At 73.8% G+C, this 14846-nt stretch carries 15 protein-coding genes; 11 read left to right on the forward strand and 4 right to left on the reverse strand.

Going from position 1 to position 14846, the window contains the following annotated elements; all coding sequences use genetic code 11:
- Positions 1-300 precede the first annotated feature (300 nt).
- The 8 genes from rsmD to mutM all read left to right on the forward strand — a co-directional run bounded on the left by rsmD (position 301) and on the right by mutM (position 5747).
- Positions 301-864 carry a 16S rRNA (guanine(966)-N(2))-methyltransferase RsmD gene (gene rsmD, locus PVK37_RS13885; protein ID WP_275034347.1) on the forward strand — a complete coding sequence of 188 codons (564 nt, stop codon included), beginning with the start codon at positions 301-303 and terminating at the stop codon, positions 862-864.
- On the forward strand, positions 861-1349 hold the full coding sequence (coaD, locus tag PVK37_RS13890; protein WP_275034348.1) for a pantetheine-phosphate adenylyltransferase: 489 nt from the start codon (positions 861-863) through the stop codon (positions 1347-1349). The genes rsmD and coaD overlap by 4 nt, the downstream gene beginning before the upstream one ends.
- Positions 1350-1541: 192 nt before the next feature.
- Entirely contained in the window at positions 1542-2039 is a 498-nt protein-coding gene (locus tag PVK37_RS13895) for an SPFH domain-containing protein (RefSeq protein ID WP_275034349.1), read from the forward strand.
- 109 nt (positions 2040-2148) lie between these two features.
- The gene (locus tag PVK37_RS13900) at positions 2149-2712 is read left to right on the forward strand and encodes a YceD family protein (RefSeq protein ID WP_275034350.1); all 564 of its coding nucleotides are present in this window, start codon (positions 2149-2151) and stop codon (positions 2710-2712) included.
- Between the two features lie 5 nt (positions 2713-2717).
- On the forward strand, positions 2718-2891 hold the full coding sequence (rpmF, locus tag PVK37_RS13905) for a 50S ribosomal protein L32 (RefSeq protein ID WP_088963525.1): 174 nt from the start codon (positions 2718-2720) through the stop codon (positions 2889-2891).
- A gap of 114 nt (positions 2892-3005) precedes the next feature.
- Entirely contained in the window at positions 3006-3992 is a 987-nt protein-coding gene (locus PVK37_RS13910) for a phosphate acyltransferase PlsX (protein ID WP_275035107.1), read from the forward strand.
- A complete protein-coding gene (gene rnc, locus PVK37_RS13915; RefSeq protein ID WP_275034353.1) occupies positions 3989-4894 on the forward strand; it encodes a ribonuclease III in 906 nt (301 codons plus the stop codon). Before PVK37_RS13910 ends, rnc begins: the two co-directional genes overlap by 4 nt.
- The gene (gene mutM / locus PVK37_RS13920) at positions 4887-5747 is read left to right on the forward strand and encodes a bifunctional DNA-formamidopyrimidine glycosylase/DNA-(apurinic or apyrimidinic site) lyase (protein ID WP_275034354.1); all 861 of its coding nucleotides are present in this window, start codon (positions 4887-4889) and stop codon (positions 5745-5747) included. Before rnc ends, mutM begins: the two co-directional genes overlap by 8 nt.
- Positions 5748-5828: 81 nt before the next feature.
- Here mutM and PVK37_RS13925 read toward each other — a convergent pair whose 3' ends face one another.
- Complete coding sequence (locus tag PVK37_RS13925; RefSeq protein WP_275034356.1) at positions 5829-6962, reverse strand: CAP domain-containing protein; 1134 nt, start codon at positions 6960-6962, stop codon at positions 5829-5831.
- Between the two features lie 376 nt (positions 6963-7338).
- On the opposite strand from PVK37_RS13925, the gene PVK37_RS13930 reads away from it, so the two are divergent.
- The 3 genes from PVK37_RS13930 to PVK37_RS13940 all read left to right on the forward strand — a co-directional run bounded on the left by PVK37_RS13930 (position 7339) and on the right by PVK37_RS13940 (position 12021).
- Complete coding sequence (locus PVK37_RS13930) at positions 7339-7533, forward strand: hypothetical protein (RefSeq protein WP_089010688.1); 195 nt, start codon at positions 7339-7341, stop codon at positions 7531-7533.
- Positions 7534-7786: 253 nt separating this feature from the next.
- Positions 7787-11404 carry a chromosome segregation protein SMC gene (gene smc / locus PVK37_RS13935; RefSeq protein ID WP_275034357.1) on the forward strand — a complete coding sequence of 1206 codons (3618 nt, stop codon included), beginning with the start codon at positions 7787-7789 and terminating at the stop codon, positions 11402-11404.
- Positions 11401-12021 carry an HAD-IA family hydrolase gene (locus tag PVK37_RS13940; protein ID WP_275034358.1) on the forward strand — a complete coding sequence of 207 codons (621 nt, stop codon included), beginning with the start codon at positions 11401-11403 and terminating at the stop codon, positions 12019-12021. Before smc ends, PVK37_RS13940 begins: the two co-directional genes overlap by 4 nt.
- Positions 12022-12029: 8 nt before the next feature.
- On the opposite strand, the gene PVK37_RS13945 is transcribed toward PVK37_RS13940, so the two are convergent.
- The 3 genes from PVK37_RS13945 to PVK37_RS13955 form a co-directional block, all read right to left on the reverse strand.
- Entirely contained in the window at positions 12030-12551 is a 522-nt protein-coding gene (locus tag PVK37_RS13945; protein ID WP_275034359.1) for a DinB family protein, read from the reverse strand.
- 107 nt (positions 12552-12658) lie between these two features.
- Entirely contained in the window at positions 12659-13156 is a 498-nt protein-coding gene (locus tag PVK37_RS13950; RefSeq protein ID WP_275034361.1) for a universal stress protein, read from the reverse strand.
- 10 nt (positions 13157-13166) lie between these two features.
- Positions 13167-14783 carry an MDR family MFS transporter gene (locus tag PVK37_RS13955; protein ID WP_275034362.1) on the reverse strand — a complete coding sequence of 539 codons (1617 nt, stop codon included), beginning with the start codon at positions 14781-14783 and terminating at the stop codon, positions 13167-13169.
- Positions 14784-14846 lie beyond the last annotated feature (63 nt).

Below are 14846 nucleotides of genomic sequence, written 5' to 3' on the forward strand. Positions count from 1 at the left end.
GTGAGCAACGTCAGGGGTACGGCGTGGGGCGGCGGTGGACGGTCGCTGCCGGGTCGTCGGCGCGTCGCGTGACGGGCCACCCCGACACCGTCGGTCGGCGGGGAACTGCCGACACCGGGGGTGACCCTAGCGACATCGACAGCGGCGACACAGCCGCCAGTGACCACTGAGGACGATGTTATCGATCTGAGATCATCGGTGCACGTACGGTCAGTGGTCGGTCGCGCCGCGCCCACCTGCCGCCGCCGCCGGGTCGCCCGCGACGTCGCGTAGCGTCTGGGGCATGGACAGGGAGCGACGGTGACCCGGATCGTGGCCGGGACGCTCGGTGGCCGGCGGATCGCCGCGCCGCCCGGCGCCGGCACCCGCCCCACCTCCGACCGGGTACGCGAGGCGCTGTTCAGCGCGGTCGAGGCGAGCCTGGAGCTGGCCGGCTCCCGGGTGGCCGACCTGTACGCCGGGTCCGGCGCGGTCGGCCTGGAAGCGGTCTCCCGGGGGGCGGCGCACGCGCTGCTGGTCGAGTCCGATCCCCGGGCCGCCCGGGTGATCAGGGAGAACGTCGCCACGCTCCGGGCCGCCCCGGCCGCCCGCCTGGTCACCGGGAAGGTGTCGACGGTGCTCGCCGCCGGCCCGGAGGGCGACCCGTACGACCTGGTGTTCGCCGACCCGCCGTACGCGGTGCCGGCACAGGAGGTGACCGCGCTGCTGGCCGCGCTGGTCGACGGCGGCTGGCTGGCCCCGGACGCCCTCGTGGTGATCGAGCGGGCCACCCGGTCCGGGCCGGTCGAATGGGTGGAAGGCGTCACTGGTGAGCGCAGTCGGCGCTACGGCGAGACCACCCTTTGGTACGGTCGCCGATCATGAGACGTGCGGTCTGTCCCGGCTCGTTCGACCCGGTGACCAACGGACACCTCGACATCATCGGTCGGGCCAGCCGCCTGTTCGACGAGGTGATCGTCGGCGTGCTGATCAACCAGTCCAAGAGTGGCCTGTTCACCGTGGACGAGCGGCTCGCCATGCTCCGCGAGGTGACCTGTTCCTACCCCAACGTCCGGGTCGAGTCCTTCCAGGGGCTGCTGGTCGACTTCTGCCGGGAGCAGGAGGCCAGTGTCCTGGTCAAGGGGCTGCGGGCGGTCAGCGACTTCGACTACGAACTCCAGATGGCCCAGATGAACATCGGCCTGGCCGGGGTGGAGACGCTGTTCATGCCGACCAACCCGCTCTACTCGTTCCTCTCCTCCAGCCTGGTCAAGGACGTGGCGAAGTGGGGCGGCGACGTCTCCCCGCACGTGCCCGACCTGGTCCGGGAGCAGTTGCGGGCCCGGCTGGCCCCCGGCCGCCGCTCCTGACCGGCCCCCGCTCCGGCGGGGGACGGCCGCGCCGGCGGCGACGCGCCGTACGCGCGGCCCGCCCCGGTGGCGACGCGCCGGGTGGGTGGCAGCGGCCGGCGCTCGTCGGCACCCCGCATCATGGGTGCAGCAGGAACCCGGCCCAGGCCCGCATGATGAAGGTCGGCCGACGACGACAGGAGTGAGGTACCGGTGGACCCGCTCGACCGCATCGACGAACTGATCGCCATCCTGGAGCAGGCGCGTTCCGTCCCGATGTCGCGGAACAACTGCATGGTCGACCGCGGGGAGATGATCGGCGCGCTCGACGAGCTGCGTGCCGAACTCCCCGCCGACCTGCGCCGGGCCGCGGCGTTGCTGGAGGAGCGGGACAAGATCATGGAGGCCGGTAAGCGGGAGGCCGACCGGATCATCAGCGAGGGGGAGGCGGAGCACGCCCGGCTGGTCTCGGTGAACGAGATCACCGTCTCCGCCGAGCACGAGGGGGCACGGATCATCGCCGAGGCCCGCGCCGAGGCCCAGCGGCTGCGCGAGGAGGTCGACGACTACGTCGACACCGCCCTGGCCAACTTCGAGCAGTTCCTCACCCGGGCGCTGGCCTCGATCGAGCGCGGGCGGGACAAGATGCACGCGCTGCGTGAGATCGGTACCTTCGGCGGTGACGAGTCGGAACGCCCGCTACCCTTCTGAGCGGCACCTCAACAACCGACACGGCGGGGCGGGCGCGCCCCCGGTTCGACGGTCCGGCGGTCGCCCAGGTAACCTCGTTTGTCGGCCTACCCACGGCCGGAGTCTGACTATGCCCAAACACACGCCATCGCACCTCGACCCCAGGTCGCCGCTGGTTCTCGACACGAGGGACCTGCCGCGTCGGCCTGGTGCTCTGCGTACGGTCCAGCGGGTGGTCCCGGCACCGGCGGACCTCGGCGTGGAGTTGATCGGCGTGCCGGAGGGCGCGGACCTCGACCTCGACCTGAGGCTGGAGTCGGTGTCCGAGGGCGTGCTCGTCTCGGGGACCATCTCCGGTCCGGTCCGGGGCGAGTGCGGTCGCTGCCTGCGCGAGATCAACGACTCGGTGGCCGTGACGATCCAGGAGCTGTACGCGTACGAGAACAGCACCACGGACGCCACGACCGAAGAGGACGAGGTGGGCCGGATGCAGGGAGATCTGATCGACCTGGAGCCGGCGTTGCGGGACGCGGTGGTGCTCACACTGCCGACCAACCCGCGCTGCCGGGAGGATTGCCCAGGGCTGTGCCCCGAGTGCGGGGTGCACTGGGACGATCTGCCGGCCGACCACAGTCACCAGCAGATCGACCCGCGTTGGGCGGGCCTGTCGCAACTGACCCGTACAGAGGAGTAAGAACCGTGGCCGTCCCGAAGCGCAAGATGTCGCGCAGCAACACCCGGTCCCGCCGGGCGAACTGGAAGGCGGCCGTGGTCGCGACCGTGGCCTGCCCGCAGTGCAAGTCCGCCAAGCTGCCGCACGCCGCCTGCTCGGTCTGCGGCACCTACAACGGCCGCCAGGTCCTCGAGGTCTGACCCGGTCGCCGAGTGACGCTCCCGACCCCCGGTCGGGCGGCGCGCACGTCCTGGCTGTCGCCCGACGCCCCGGCTCCCTCCGCCGCCGGCCGGCCCGTCCCGGCCGGTGTACCGGTGGAGCCGGGCGTCGCGCGGATCGCCGTTGACCTCCTCGGCGGGGACGACGCACCCGCCGTGGTGGTTGACGGCGCTCTGCGGGCCATGCGTGCCGACCCGGACCTGCACCTGCTGCTCGTCGGCCCCACGGAGGTGGCCGGCGGGCTCGTCGACGTCCTCACCCCGGCCCAGCGGGCCCGGGTCAGCATCCGCCCGGTCCGGCACGCCGTCACCATGGCCGAACAGCCCATCCAGTCGTCCCGGGCGGCCACGACCGTCCGCGCGGCGGTCGCCGCCGTCGCCGAGGGCAGCGCGGACGCGGTGGTCTCCGCCGGCTCGACCGGCGGCACCGTCACCGCCGCCGCGCTCGGCCTCGGCCGCTGGCCGGACGTCCGCCGCCCCGCCCTGGTCGCCACCCTGCCGGCGATCGCCGGGCCGGTGGTGCTGCTGGACGTCGGCGGCTCCCTGGAACCCCGGGCCACCACCCTGGCCCGGCACGCCGTGCTCGGTGCCGCGTACGCGGCCGTCGCCCACGCGGTCACCGGCCCCCGGGTCGGGTTGCTCTCGGTGGGCGTCGAGGCGGGCAAGGGGGACCGGCTCCGTCGGGCCGCCGATCCGCTGCTCGCCGCCCTGACGCTGCCCTGCGACGCCCGGTACGTCGGGCTGGTCGAGGGCTACGACGTCGCGCTCGGGGGACGCGCCGACGTGGTCGTCACCGACGGTTTCACCGGTAACGTGCTGCTCAAGGCGATCGAGGGCGCGTACGCGATGGCCGGAGGGCCACCCGCCAGCGGCGGCGCGCCCCGGGCGGCGGCGCTGCTCGGGGTGGCCGGGACGGTCGTCGTCTGCCACGGCGCCGCCCAGGGGGAGGACGTCGCCTCCGGTATCGCGCTCGCCGCCCATCTCTGGCGGCGGGCCGCCACCACCCGGGTCGCCACGTTGCTCACCGCCGGCCCGCCGGCCGACTGCCCCGACCGCTCCACGCACACCGAGGTGATCCCATGACCAACGACAATCGTCGCCGTGCCCCGGTGGGCCATCTGGAGGCGGCCTTCGGGGTGACCCTGGATCCGGAGCTGCTGGAACGGGCGCTGACCCACCGCTCGTTCGCGTACGAGAACGGCGGCCTGCCGACCAACGAGCGGCTGGAGTTCCTCGGCGACTCGGTGCTCGGCGTGGTGATCACCACCGCGCTGTTCCGCAACCATCCCGACCTGCCCGAGGGGCAGCTCGCCAAGCTGCGGGCCAGCGTGGTCAACATGCGGGCCCTCGCCGACGTGGCCCGCGGGCTCGGGCCGGGCGGCCTCGGTCAGTACCTCCTCCTCGGCAAGGGCGAGGAGGCCACCGGCGGCCGGGACAAGGCGAGCATCCTGGCGGACACGCTGGAGGCGCTGCTGGGCGCGATCTACCTCCAGTACGGGCTGGACACCGCGGCGATCGTCATCCACCGGCTGTTCGACCCGCTGATGGCCGAGTCGGCCGGCCGGGGCGCGGCGCTGGACTGGAAGACCAGCCTCCAGGAGCTGACCGCCGCGCTCGGCCTCGGCGTGCCGGAGTACCGCATCGAGGGCACCGGTCCGGACCACCTCAAGACCTTCACCGCCTGGGTGGTGGTGGCCGGCAACCGGTACGGCGGCGCGGAGGGGCGGAGCAAGAAGGAGGCCGAGCAGCGGGCCGCCGAGTCGGCCTGGCGCACCCTCACCGAGCAGGCCGAAGCGGAGCGCGCCGCCACCATCGAGGCCGACCGGGCCGCCACCGCCGTCGAGGCGGATCGGGCTGTCGCCACCATCGAGGCGGACCGGGCCGCCGCCGCCGTCGAGGCGGACGGGACTGTCGGGGCCGTCGGGGTGGCCGCCGTCGATCCGGCGGACTCCGGGGACGGTACGCCGGAGCTGCGCCGTGCCTGAGCTGCCCGAGGTGGAGACGGTCCGGCAGGGCCTGGCCCGCTGGGTGACCGGTCGACAGATCGGCGCGGTGGAGGTACGCCACCCGCGTGCGATCCGCCGGCACCTGCCCGGCGCGGCGCACTTCGCCGACGTGCTGGCCGGCCGGACGGTGCGGGACGCCCGCCGCCGGGGCAAGTACCTCTGGCTGCCGCTGGACAGCGGGGACGCCCTGGTCGGGCACCTGGGCATGTCCGGTCAGTTGCTCGTCCAGCCGGTCGGCGCCCCGGACGAGCTGCACCTGCGGATCCGGTTCCGGTTCACCGACGACGGGCCGGAGCTGCGCTTCGTCGACCAGCGCACGTTCGGCGGCGTGGCGGTCTCCACCGGCGGGGCGGAACTGCCCCGCGAGATCGCGCACATCGCCCGGGACCCGATGGACCCGGAGTTCTCCGACGCCGGCTTCGTGGCGGCGCTGCGGCGACGGCGTACCGAGGTGAAACGGGCGCTGCTCGACCAGACCCTGATCTCCGGGGTGGGCAACATCTACGCCGACGAGGCGCTCTGGCGGGCCGGGCTGCACGGCGTACGCCCCACCGACGCGCTGACCGCCCCGGCGGCCCAGCGGCTGCTCGGCCACGTCCGGGACGTGCTCGGCGAGGCGATCACGGCTGGCGGCACCAGCTTCGACGCGCTCTACGTCAACGTCAACGGCGAGAGCGGCTACTTCGAGCGGGCGCTGAACGTGTACGGGCGGGAGGGCGAACCCTGCCGGCGGTGCGGTACGCCGATCCGGCGGGAGGCGTTCATGAACCGCTCGTCCTACAGTTGCCCACGCTGCCAGCCCCGCCCCCGCACGGCGGCCCCGCGCGGCTGACCGCCACCCCGGGTGCCGGCCGGTCGCCCGGCCGGCACCCCGGAACAGACCCCGCGCTGCGAATCTCCGGCGCGGACCCGGTCAGGCGGGGGTGCCGAAGACCTGGGTCCAGTACGGGCCGTTGCTGCGCGCCACGCCCACCCCGATCTCGGTGAACGCGCAGTTCAGGATGTTGGCGCGGTGTCCGGCGCTGTTCATCCAGGCGGCCATCACGGCGGCCGGCGTCTGCTGGTTCCAGGCGACGTTCTCGCCGTACCCGCGCCAGTCGTAGCCGACCCGGTCCAGCCGGTCACCGGCGTCGCTGCCGTCGCTGCCGGTGTGCGACATCTTCTTGTGGGCGGCCTGGTCCTCGCTGTGCCGCTGGGCGGCGGTGGTGAGCTTGGCGTCGACGCTCAGCGCGCCGCAGCCGGCCTTGGCCCGTTCGGCGTTGACCAGGGCGACGACCTGCGCCTGCTCGGTGCCGCCGGTGGCCAGCGGCGCGGCGGTGGTGGCGCGGGGCGTCGGTGCCTTGCTCCGCTCGGCGGTGCGCCGGGACGGGGCGGTGGTCCGGCTCGGGGCCGGCGTGGGCTTGACGCTGCGGCTCGGTGACGGGCTGGGGCTGGCCGTGGTCGGTGACGGGCTGGGGCTCGCCGATCCCGACGGCGGCAGGTCGGCACCGGGCAGCGGCGGGGCCACCGGCACCTCCTCGGCGGTGGCGGTGGTGCCGGTCCGCTCGTCGTCGGGGAGCAGCACCGCGCCGACGCCCACGGCCACCACCAGGGTGGCGGTCGCGGCGGCGCCGGCGATCAGCAGTGGCCGGGGGAGACGTCGTCGGGAGCGGTGCCGCCCGTCCCCGGGCGTCGCGTCCCCGGACCGGGGGCCCGCCGACCGTCCGGCGAGCGGCCCGGCCGCGCCGGGGAACGGCCCGCTGCCGGGTCCGCCGGGGAACGGGGAGCTGCCGGACCCGCCGGGGAACGGCCCGGCCGGGTGGGTGTCCGCCGGGAGCGGGTACCGCCGCTCCCCGGTGTGCCATTCGTCGGCGGCCGGCTGACGGTACCGCCGGTCGTCCGGGGTAGCAGGGTGGGCCGGGTCGTCGGACCGCTCCGGCTCGTCACCGAAGAGGTACGCCGACCGGGGCATCGGACGACCGTTGTCCCAGTACGGCGGCTCCTCGGTCGGCGGTTCGGTACGCCGGGGGTCCGGCTCCGGGGCGCTCGGGTCGGTCCAGCCGTACACTCCTGTGCCTCCAGGGTCTGCGGTGACGGGCCGAGGTGACGCTACGTGGCGGGCGTCCGGGGCGGCAATCCGGCTAAGGAAGAGTTAAGGCGAAACCGACTCGCGGTGTAATCGATTCGGAACGCTGTGCAGTTACAGTGTTCCCGTCCGGACGCCGATGGTCCGTGCCTGGTTGGCGGCTCTCGCGCAGCTCGCGGGTCGACGCGTAGATGATCTATGGCCTGCGTCAACTTGACGAACGGGGGGTTGGCGGCCCAATATATAGGTGTCGCCAGTCGCGCCCGGTCATGCCCGAATTTACCATCGGGGTGGCAGCCGCGAACCATTGGGCGCGCGTTGGCCGGCCTTACCGGCAGCGCAATTCAAGGAGTTTAGAATGGCGAAGGCCCTGTACGGCCACGTTGGTGCGGCGCCCGATCGGCGTCTGCTCGACGAGGTCACCCGGCTGCGTGCCAGGGTTCAGGCACTGGAGTTCGAGATCACGCGGTTGCGTGCCGAGAACGATCGGCTCGCGGCGGCAGCAGCGGAGGCGGACGACCTGCTCCGGCTGGCCGAGCCCGCGCTGACCTGATCTCCGGTCACCTGGAAAACTGAATCGCAGCAGCAAAGAAATCGCGCGCCGACACATTGTGTGCCGGCGCGCAGCTCTGTGTAACGCTTGTTCCTCCGCGTCCCCCGTTCGGGGCGGGTCGCGTACCGGGGTCCGGCCGGCAGCGGGTTAGTCTGCGGGTTGACCAGGTCCGCGCGGCCCGGCCCGGCACGGCAGCCGACCACGGCGCGGCGACCCGCGACGACCCGGCGGCCACCGGACGAGGATCGAGAAGGTGCATCTCAAGAGCCTGACGGTGAAGGGGTTCAAGTCCTTCGCCTCCGCCACGACGCTCAAACTGGAACCGGGCATCACCTGCGTGGTGGGGCCGAACGGCTCCGGCAAGTCCAACGTCGTCGACGCCATCGCCTGGGTGCTGGGCGAGCAGGGCGCGAAGGCGCTGCGTGGCGGCAAGATGGAGGACGTCATCTTCGCCGGCACCGCCGGCCGGGCCCCGCTCGGCCGGGCCGAGGTGACCCTCACCATCGACAACACCGACGGCGCGCTGCCGATCGAGTACACCGAGGTCTCCATCACCCGCCGGATGTTCCGCTCCGGCGAGAGCGAGTACGAGATCAACGGCGACTCCTGCCGGCTGCTCGACATCCAGGAACTGCTCTCCGACTCCGGCATCGGCCGGGAGATGCACATCATCGTCGGCCAGGGCCGGCTGGACGGCATGCTGCACGCCAAGCCGGAGGACCGGCGGGCCTTCATCGAGGAGGCGGCCGGCGTCCTGAAGCACCGCAAGCGCAAGGAGAAGGCGCTGCGGAAGCTCGACGCGATGCAGACCAACCTCAACCGGCTCACCGACCTCACCGCCGAGCTGCGCCGCCAGCTCAAGCCGCTGGGCCGGCAGGCCGAGGTGGCCCGGCGGGCCGCCGCCATCCAGGCCAACCTGCGCGACGCCCGGCTGCGGCTGCTCGCCGACGACCTGGCGACCCTGCGCGGCACCCTGGACCGCGAGATCGCCGACGAGGCCGCGCTGCGGGAACGCCGCGAGCAGGTCGAGGAGGAACACACCCAGGTCCAGCAGCGTCTCGGTGAGCTGGAGGCGGCCCTGGCCGAGGACGCCCCGCTGCTGGCCGCCGCCCAGGACACCTGGTACAAGCTCTCCGCCCTGGCCGAGCGGTTCCGGTCGATCGAGCAGCTCGCCCGGGAGCGGCTGCGGCACCTGAGCGCCACCCCGGACGACGAGCGGCCCGGCCGCGACCCGGACCAGTTGGAGGCGGAGGCCGAGCGGATCCGCGAGCAGGAGGAGGAGCTGCGCGCGGCGCTCACCGACGACCAGGTGCGGCTGGCCGAGGCGGTGGAGCACCGGCAGGAGCTGGAACGCCAGCTCACCGCCGCCGAACGGGAACTCGTCGTCGCCGCCAAGGCCATCGCGGACCGGCGGGAGGGGCTGGCCCGGCTCACCGGCCAGGTCAACTCGGCGCGGGCCCGGACCACCAGCGGGGGCGAGGAGATCGAACGGCTGGCCGCCGCGCACGCCGACGCCCTGACCCGGGCCGAGCAGGCGCAGGCCGACCTGGACGCGGTGGCCGAACAGTCCACCGAGGCTGACCGGGACAACGTCGAGCTGGACACCCGGCACGCCGAGGCGGTGGCCGTCCACGAGCGGGCCCAGGCGGCCGTCCGGGCGCTGGCCGACGCCGAACGGGCCGCCGAGAAGGACGCCGCCACCTGGAAGGCCCGCGAAGAGGCGCTCGCCATCGGGTTGCGCCGCAAGGACGGCGCGGGCGCGTTGCTGGCCCGCGCCGACCAGGTGCCCGGCCTGCTGGGCAGCCTGGCCGGGCTGCTCACCGTCGCCCCCGGCCACGAGGCGGCCCTCGCCGCCGCGCTGGGCGGGCTGGCCGACGCGGTCGCCGTCTCCGGGGTCGACGAGGCGGTCGAGGCGATGCGACTACTCAAGATCTCCGACGCCGGCCGGGCCGGCCTGCTGGTCGGCAGTCCCGCCGGTCCGGGGATGGCCGGCCCCGCCGACGCGCTGCGCCCGAAGCTGCCCGACGGCGCCCAGTGGGCCCCGGACCTGGTCGAGTGTGCCGACGCGCTGCGTCCGGCGGTGCACCGGGCGCTGCGGGACGTGGTGCTGGTGGCGGATCTCGCCGCCGCCACCGAGCTGGTCACCGCCAACCCGGAGCTGCGCGCGGTCACCCCCGACGGCGACGTGGTCGGGGCGTACGCGGCGGCCGGCGGGTCGGCCAAGGCACCCAGCTTCATCGAGGTGACCGCGGCCGTCGAGGAGGCCCGCGCGAACCGGCTCACCGCCGAGCGGACCAGCGCCGAGCTGCGCGACCAGCTCGTCGAGGCGCGCGCCGAGGTGGCCGAGGCCAAGGAGGCGGTCCAGCACGCCGCCGCCGCGAAACGCGAGGCGGAGAGCCACCGCAACGCCGCCGCCCGCCGGCTGGCCGAACTGGGGGCCGCCGCCCGCTCCGCGAAGGGCGAGACCGACCGGCTCGGCGAGTCGCTGGCCCGTGCCCAGGCCGCCCGGGAACGGGACCTGACCGCCCTCGCCGAGCTGGAGGAACGGCTCCGGCTGGCCGAGGCCACCCCGCTCGACGCCGAGCCGTCGACCGAGGAACGCGACCAGTTGGCCGCGCTGGTGCCGCAGGCCCGACAGAACGAGATGGAGGTCCGGCTGGCGGTGCGTACCGCCGAGGAGCGGGTCTCCTCGATCGCCGGCCGGGCCGACTCGCTGCGCCGGCAGGCCGGCGCGGAACGTGCCGCGCGGGAACGGGCGGCGGCGCGCCGGGCGGCCCGTACCCGGGGGGCGGCGATCGCCCGCGCGGTGGCCGGCGGCGCGCGGGAGGCGCTCACCCGGCTGACCACCTCGATCGGGCAGGCCGAGACGCACCGGGACGCGGTGGCCGCCGAACGCGCCGCGCGGGAGGCCGAACTCCAGGAGGTACGCGGCGCGGCCAAGCGGCTCGGCGCGGAACTGGAGCGGCTGACCAGCCAGGTGCACCGGGACGAGGTGGCCCGCGCCGAGCAGCGGCTGCGCATCGAGCAGCTGGAGGCGAAGGCCGCCGAGGACTTCGGCCTGGACGTGGCCGCGCTGATCGGCGAGTACGGCCCGGACCAGCCGGTACCCCCCACCCAGGCGGACGTGGCGGCGGCCGAGCGGGACGGCCTGCCGGTGCCCGAGCCGGTCCGCTACGAGCGGCCGGTGCAGGAGAAACGGGCCGCGAAGGCGGAACGGGAGCTGGCCCTGCTCGGCAAGGTCAACCCGCTGGCGCTGGAGGAGTTCGCCGCGCTGGAGGAGCGCTACAAGTTCCTCTCCGAGCAGCTGGAGGACCTGAAGGCCACCCGGCGGGACCTGCTCACCGTGGTCAAGGACGTCGACGACCGGATCCTGGAGGTGTTCGCCAGCGCGTTCGCCGACACCGCCCGGGAGTTCCAGCAGGTCTTCACGGTCCTCTTCCCGGGCGGCGAGGGCCGGCTGATCCTCACCGAACCGGACGACCTGCTCACCACCGGCGTGGAGGTGGAGGCCCGGCCGCCGGGCAAGAAGATCAAGCGGCTGTCGCTGCTCTCCGGTGGGGAACGCTCGCTGACCGCGGTGGCGATGCTGGTGGCGATCTTCCGGGCCCGGCCCAGCCCGTTCTACATCATGGACGAGGTCGAGGCGGCCCTGGACGACGTCAACCTCGGGCGGCTGATCACGCTGCTGGCCCAGTTGCGGGAGAAGAGCCAGCTCATCGTGATCACGCACCAGAAGCGGACCATGGAGGTCGCCGACGCGCTCTACGGCGTGACCATGCGCAACGGCGTCACCCAGGTGATCAGCCAACGGATAAACCGGACCGACGGGGAGAACGAGCGGCTCGGCCGCAGCGAGGAGAATCGACAGTGACTCGGGAACGGCCGACGGCGCTCCTGGTGGATCTCGACGGCGTGCTGCGCCGCTTCGACCCGGCGGTCGCGGCCGGGGTGGAGCGGCGGCACGGGCTCACCCCGGGGGTGCTCACCGACATCGCGATGCACTGGGGGCGGCTCCAGCCGGTGCTGGTCGGGCAGGTCAGCCACGCCGACTGGCTGACCAGCGTGGCGGACGCGCTGGCCGGGCCGGCCGGTGACCGGGAGCAGGCCCGGGCGGCGGTGGACGAGTGGCAGGCGTACCGGGGCGAGGTGGACGCCGAGGTGCTCGGCTTCGTCCGCGAGGTACGGGCCGCCGGGATCCCGGTCGGTCTCGCCACCAACGCCACCGACCTGCTCGACGCCGACCTGGCCGCGTTGGGGCTGGCCGACGAGCTGGACGTGGTGGTGAACTCCTCGATCCTCGGGGTGCACAAGCCGGCGAAGGAGTACTTCCGGGCGGCCTGCCAGGCGCTGCGTACCCCGCCGGACCGGGTGCTCTTCGTCGACGACGACGACCGTATGGTCAGCGGCGCCCGGGTGGCCGGACTGCCGGCGTACCGGTGGAGCGGGCCGGCGGGGTTGCGCTACCTGCGGGCCGCGTTGGCGTACTGAACCGGGCGTCAGTCGCCGGTCACGCCGTCGAGGCGTTCCCGGATCAGGTCGGCGTGGCCGTTGTGCCGGGCGTACTCCTCGATCATGTGCAGGTACACCCAGCGCAGGTTGAACGTCCGGCCCTTCGGCCTGACCTCGGTGAACGTCTCGTCGAGCGACCGGCCGACCACGGCGGCCCAGGCCAGTTCCACCTCGCGGTGGAAGACGGCCAGGTCCGCCTCGGCGTCGGCGTCGGTGACGTCGAAGTCGGCGTCCGGGTTCTTCTCGGTGAAGTACGGGTAGTCGACCGTCTGCCGGGCGAAGTTCTCCCGGAACCACCAGGCTTCGACCTCGGCCATGTGCCGGACCAGTCCGAGCAGGGTCAGCCCGGACGGGGCGACGCTGGGTGTGCGGAGCTGCTCGGCGGTCAGCCCCGCGCACTTGAGCAGCAGGGTCTGCCGGTGGTAGTCGAGCCAGCCCTCCACCATGGTGCGTTCGTCGCCGACGTACGCCTCGGGGGTACGGGTGATCTGCGGTGCTGTCCAGGTCATCGGGTCATCCTGACGGCAGGGTCCGACAACCGGCGACCGGATTTCGCCCCGACGTCCCGGCGGCCCCGGCACGTCGCGGTGCTTCCGGCGTTCCGGTGCCCCAGTGCCTAGGGGACCACGACGACCGGCCAGCGGCCGGCCCGGACCAGCCGGGTGGCGACCGAGCCGACGAACCGGTGCCCGGCCTGCTCGGACGAGCCGACCACCACCAGGTCGGCCCGGGTCTCGTCGGCCGCCGCGCGCAGTTCGGCGTACGCGTCGCCGCGCCGGCACAGGAAGGTGACCGGCAGTCCCAGCTCCTCGGCACCCTGGCGGCACTCCGCCCGCAGGTCGGCGGCCAGCTCGTCCTGGGTGCGCTGGACCGCGCCGGCCACCACCCCGTCGGCCAGGGCGGTGTAGGGGGCCGGGGAGCTGACGAAGACCACCACCAGCGCGGACCCCTGCCGGCGGGCCAGTCCGGCCGCGTACGCGGCGGCGCGCAGCGAGGTGCGGGTGCCGTCCACGCCGACCAGCACCACGCGGGGGCCGTCGGTGCCGCGTTCGAACGGCAGCGGCCGGGCGCGCGGGCCGTACTCCTGCCGGTCCACCGGTGGTCCCACGGTCATCGTCGGCCCCTCAGCCGCGTTCGCCGGTGCGGATCACCGCCGCGCCCGCCCCGACGGCCACCGTCGACTCCTGCTCGACCTCGTCGGTCAGCGGGTCGGTGTGCCGCCGCAGCGGGACCTCCTTGATGAAGCTGACCGCGATCAGCGCGATCAGCGCGAACGGGGCGGCGGCCAGGAAGATGTCGCCGGCGCCGTGGCCGTACGCGCTCTCCACGACGGTCCGGATCGGTCCGGGCAGGGTGTGCACGTCGGGCAGGGTGCCGCCGTCGGCCGTGCCGGAGGCCGGGACGCCGAGCCGGGTCAGGCCGTCGGCCAGGTAGTCCTTCACCCGGTGGCCGAGCACCGCGCCGAGGACGGAGACGCCGACCGCGCCGCCGAGGCTGCGGAAGAACGCCACCACCGAGCTGGCCGCGCCCAGTTCGTGCGCGCCGACGGTGTTCTGCACGGCGAGCACCAGGTTCTGCATGGTCATGCCCAGGCCGACGCCGACGATCGCCATGTACGTGCTGAGCAGCCAGAAGTTGGTGTCGTAGCGGAGTGTGCCCATCAGCGCGAAACCGACGGTGAGCAGCGCCGAGCCGGCGACCAGGTACCGCTTCCAGCGGCCGGTCCGGGTGATCACCCGGCCGGTGACGGTGGAGGAGACCAGCAGGCCGAGGATCATCGGCAGGGTCATCAGGCCGGCCATGGTCGGGCTCTGGCCCCGGCTGATCTGGAAGTACTGGCTGAGGAAGACCGACGCGCCGAACATGCCGACGCCGACCGCGACGCTGGCCACGGTGGCCAGGGTGATGGTGCGGTCGCGGAACAGCCGGGGCGGGATGACCGGGTCGGCCGCCCGGGTCTCGACCAGGACCGCCGCCGCGCCGAGCAGCAGCGCCCCGACCACCATGACGGCGGTCTGCCAGGAGATCCAGTCGTACCTGTCGCCGGCGAGGGAGACCCAGATCAGCAGCACCGAGACGGCGGCGGTGATCAGGGTGGCCCCCCACCAGTCGATGGTCACCGGGCGCTTGACCACCGGCAGGCGCAGCGTCTTCTGGAGCACCACCAGGGCGGCGACGGCGAACGGCACCCCGACGTAGAAGCACCAGCGCCAGCCGAGCCAGGAGGTGTCGACGATGACGCCGCCGATCAGCGGGCCGCCGATGGTGCCGACGGCCATCACCGCGCCCAGGTAGCCGCTGTACCGGCCGCGCTCGCGGGGCGCGATCATCGTCGCCATGATCACCTGGGCCAGTGCGGTGAGACCGCCGGCCCCGATGCCCTGCACCACCCGGCAGGCGATCAGCTGCCCGGTGGACTGGGACAGGCCGGCCAGCACCGAACCCAGGACGTAGATCACCAGGGAGAGCTGGACCAGCATCTTCTTGCTGGTGAGGTCGGCGAGCTTGCCCCACAGCGGGGTGGTGGCGGTGATGGCGAGCAGCGTCGAGGTGACCACCCACGTGTACGCGGACTGCCCGCCGCGCAGCTCGGTGATGATCCGGGGCAGCGCGTTCGAGACGACGGTGGAGGAGAGGATCGCGACGAACATGCCCAGCAGCAGGCCGGAGAGGGCCTCCAGCACCTGCCGGTGGGTCATCTCGCCGCCGGTCGTCCGAGGGGGCGCGGCGGCCTGGGTCATCGTCACTACCTCCAACGGCGAGAAGTTGCTCGGGGCAACCGTAACTTTGGTTGCCTCGGGCAA

It is taken from the genome of Micromonospora cathayae, from assembly GCF_028993575.1.
GTDB lineage: Bacteria > Actinomycetota > Actinomycetes > Mycobacteriales > Micromonosporaceae > Micromonospora > Micromonospora cathayae.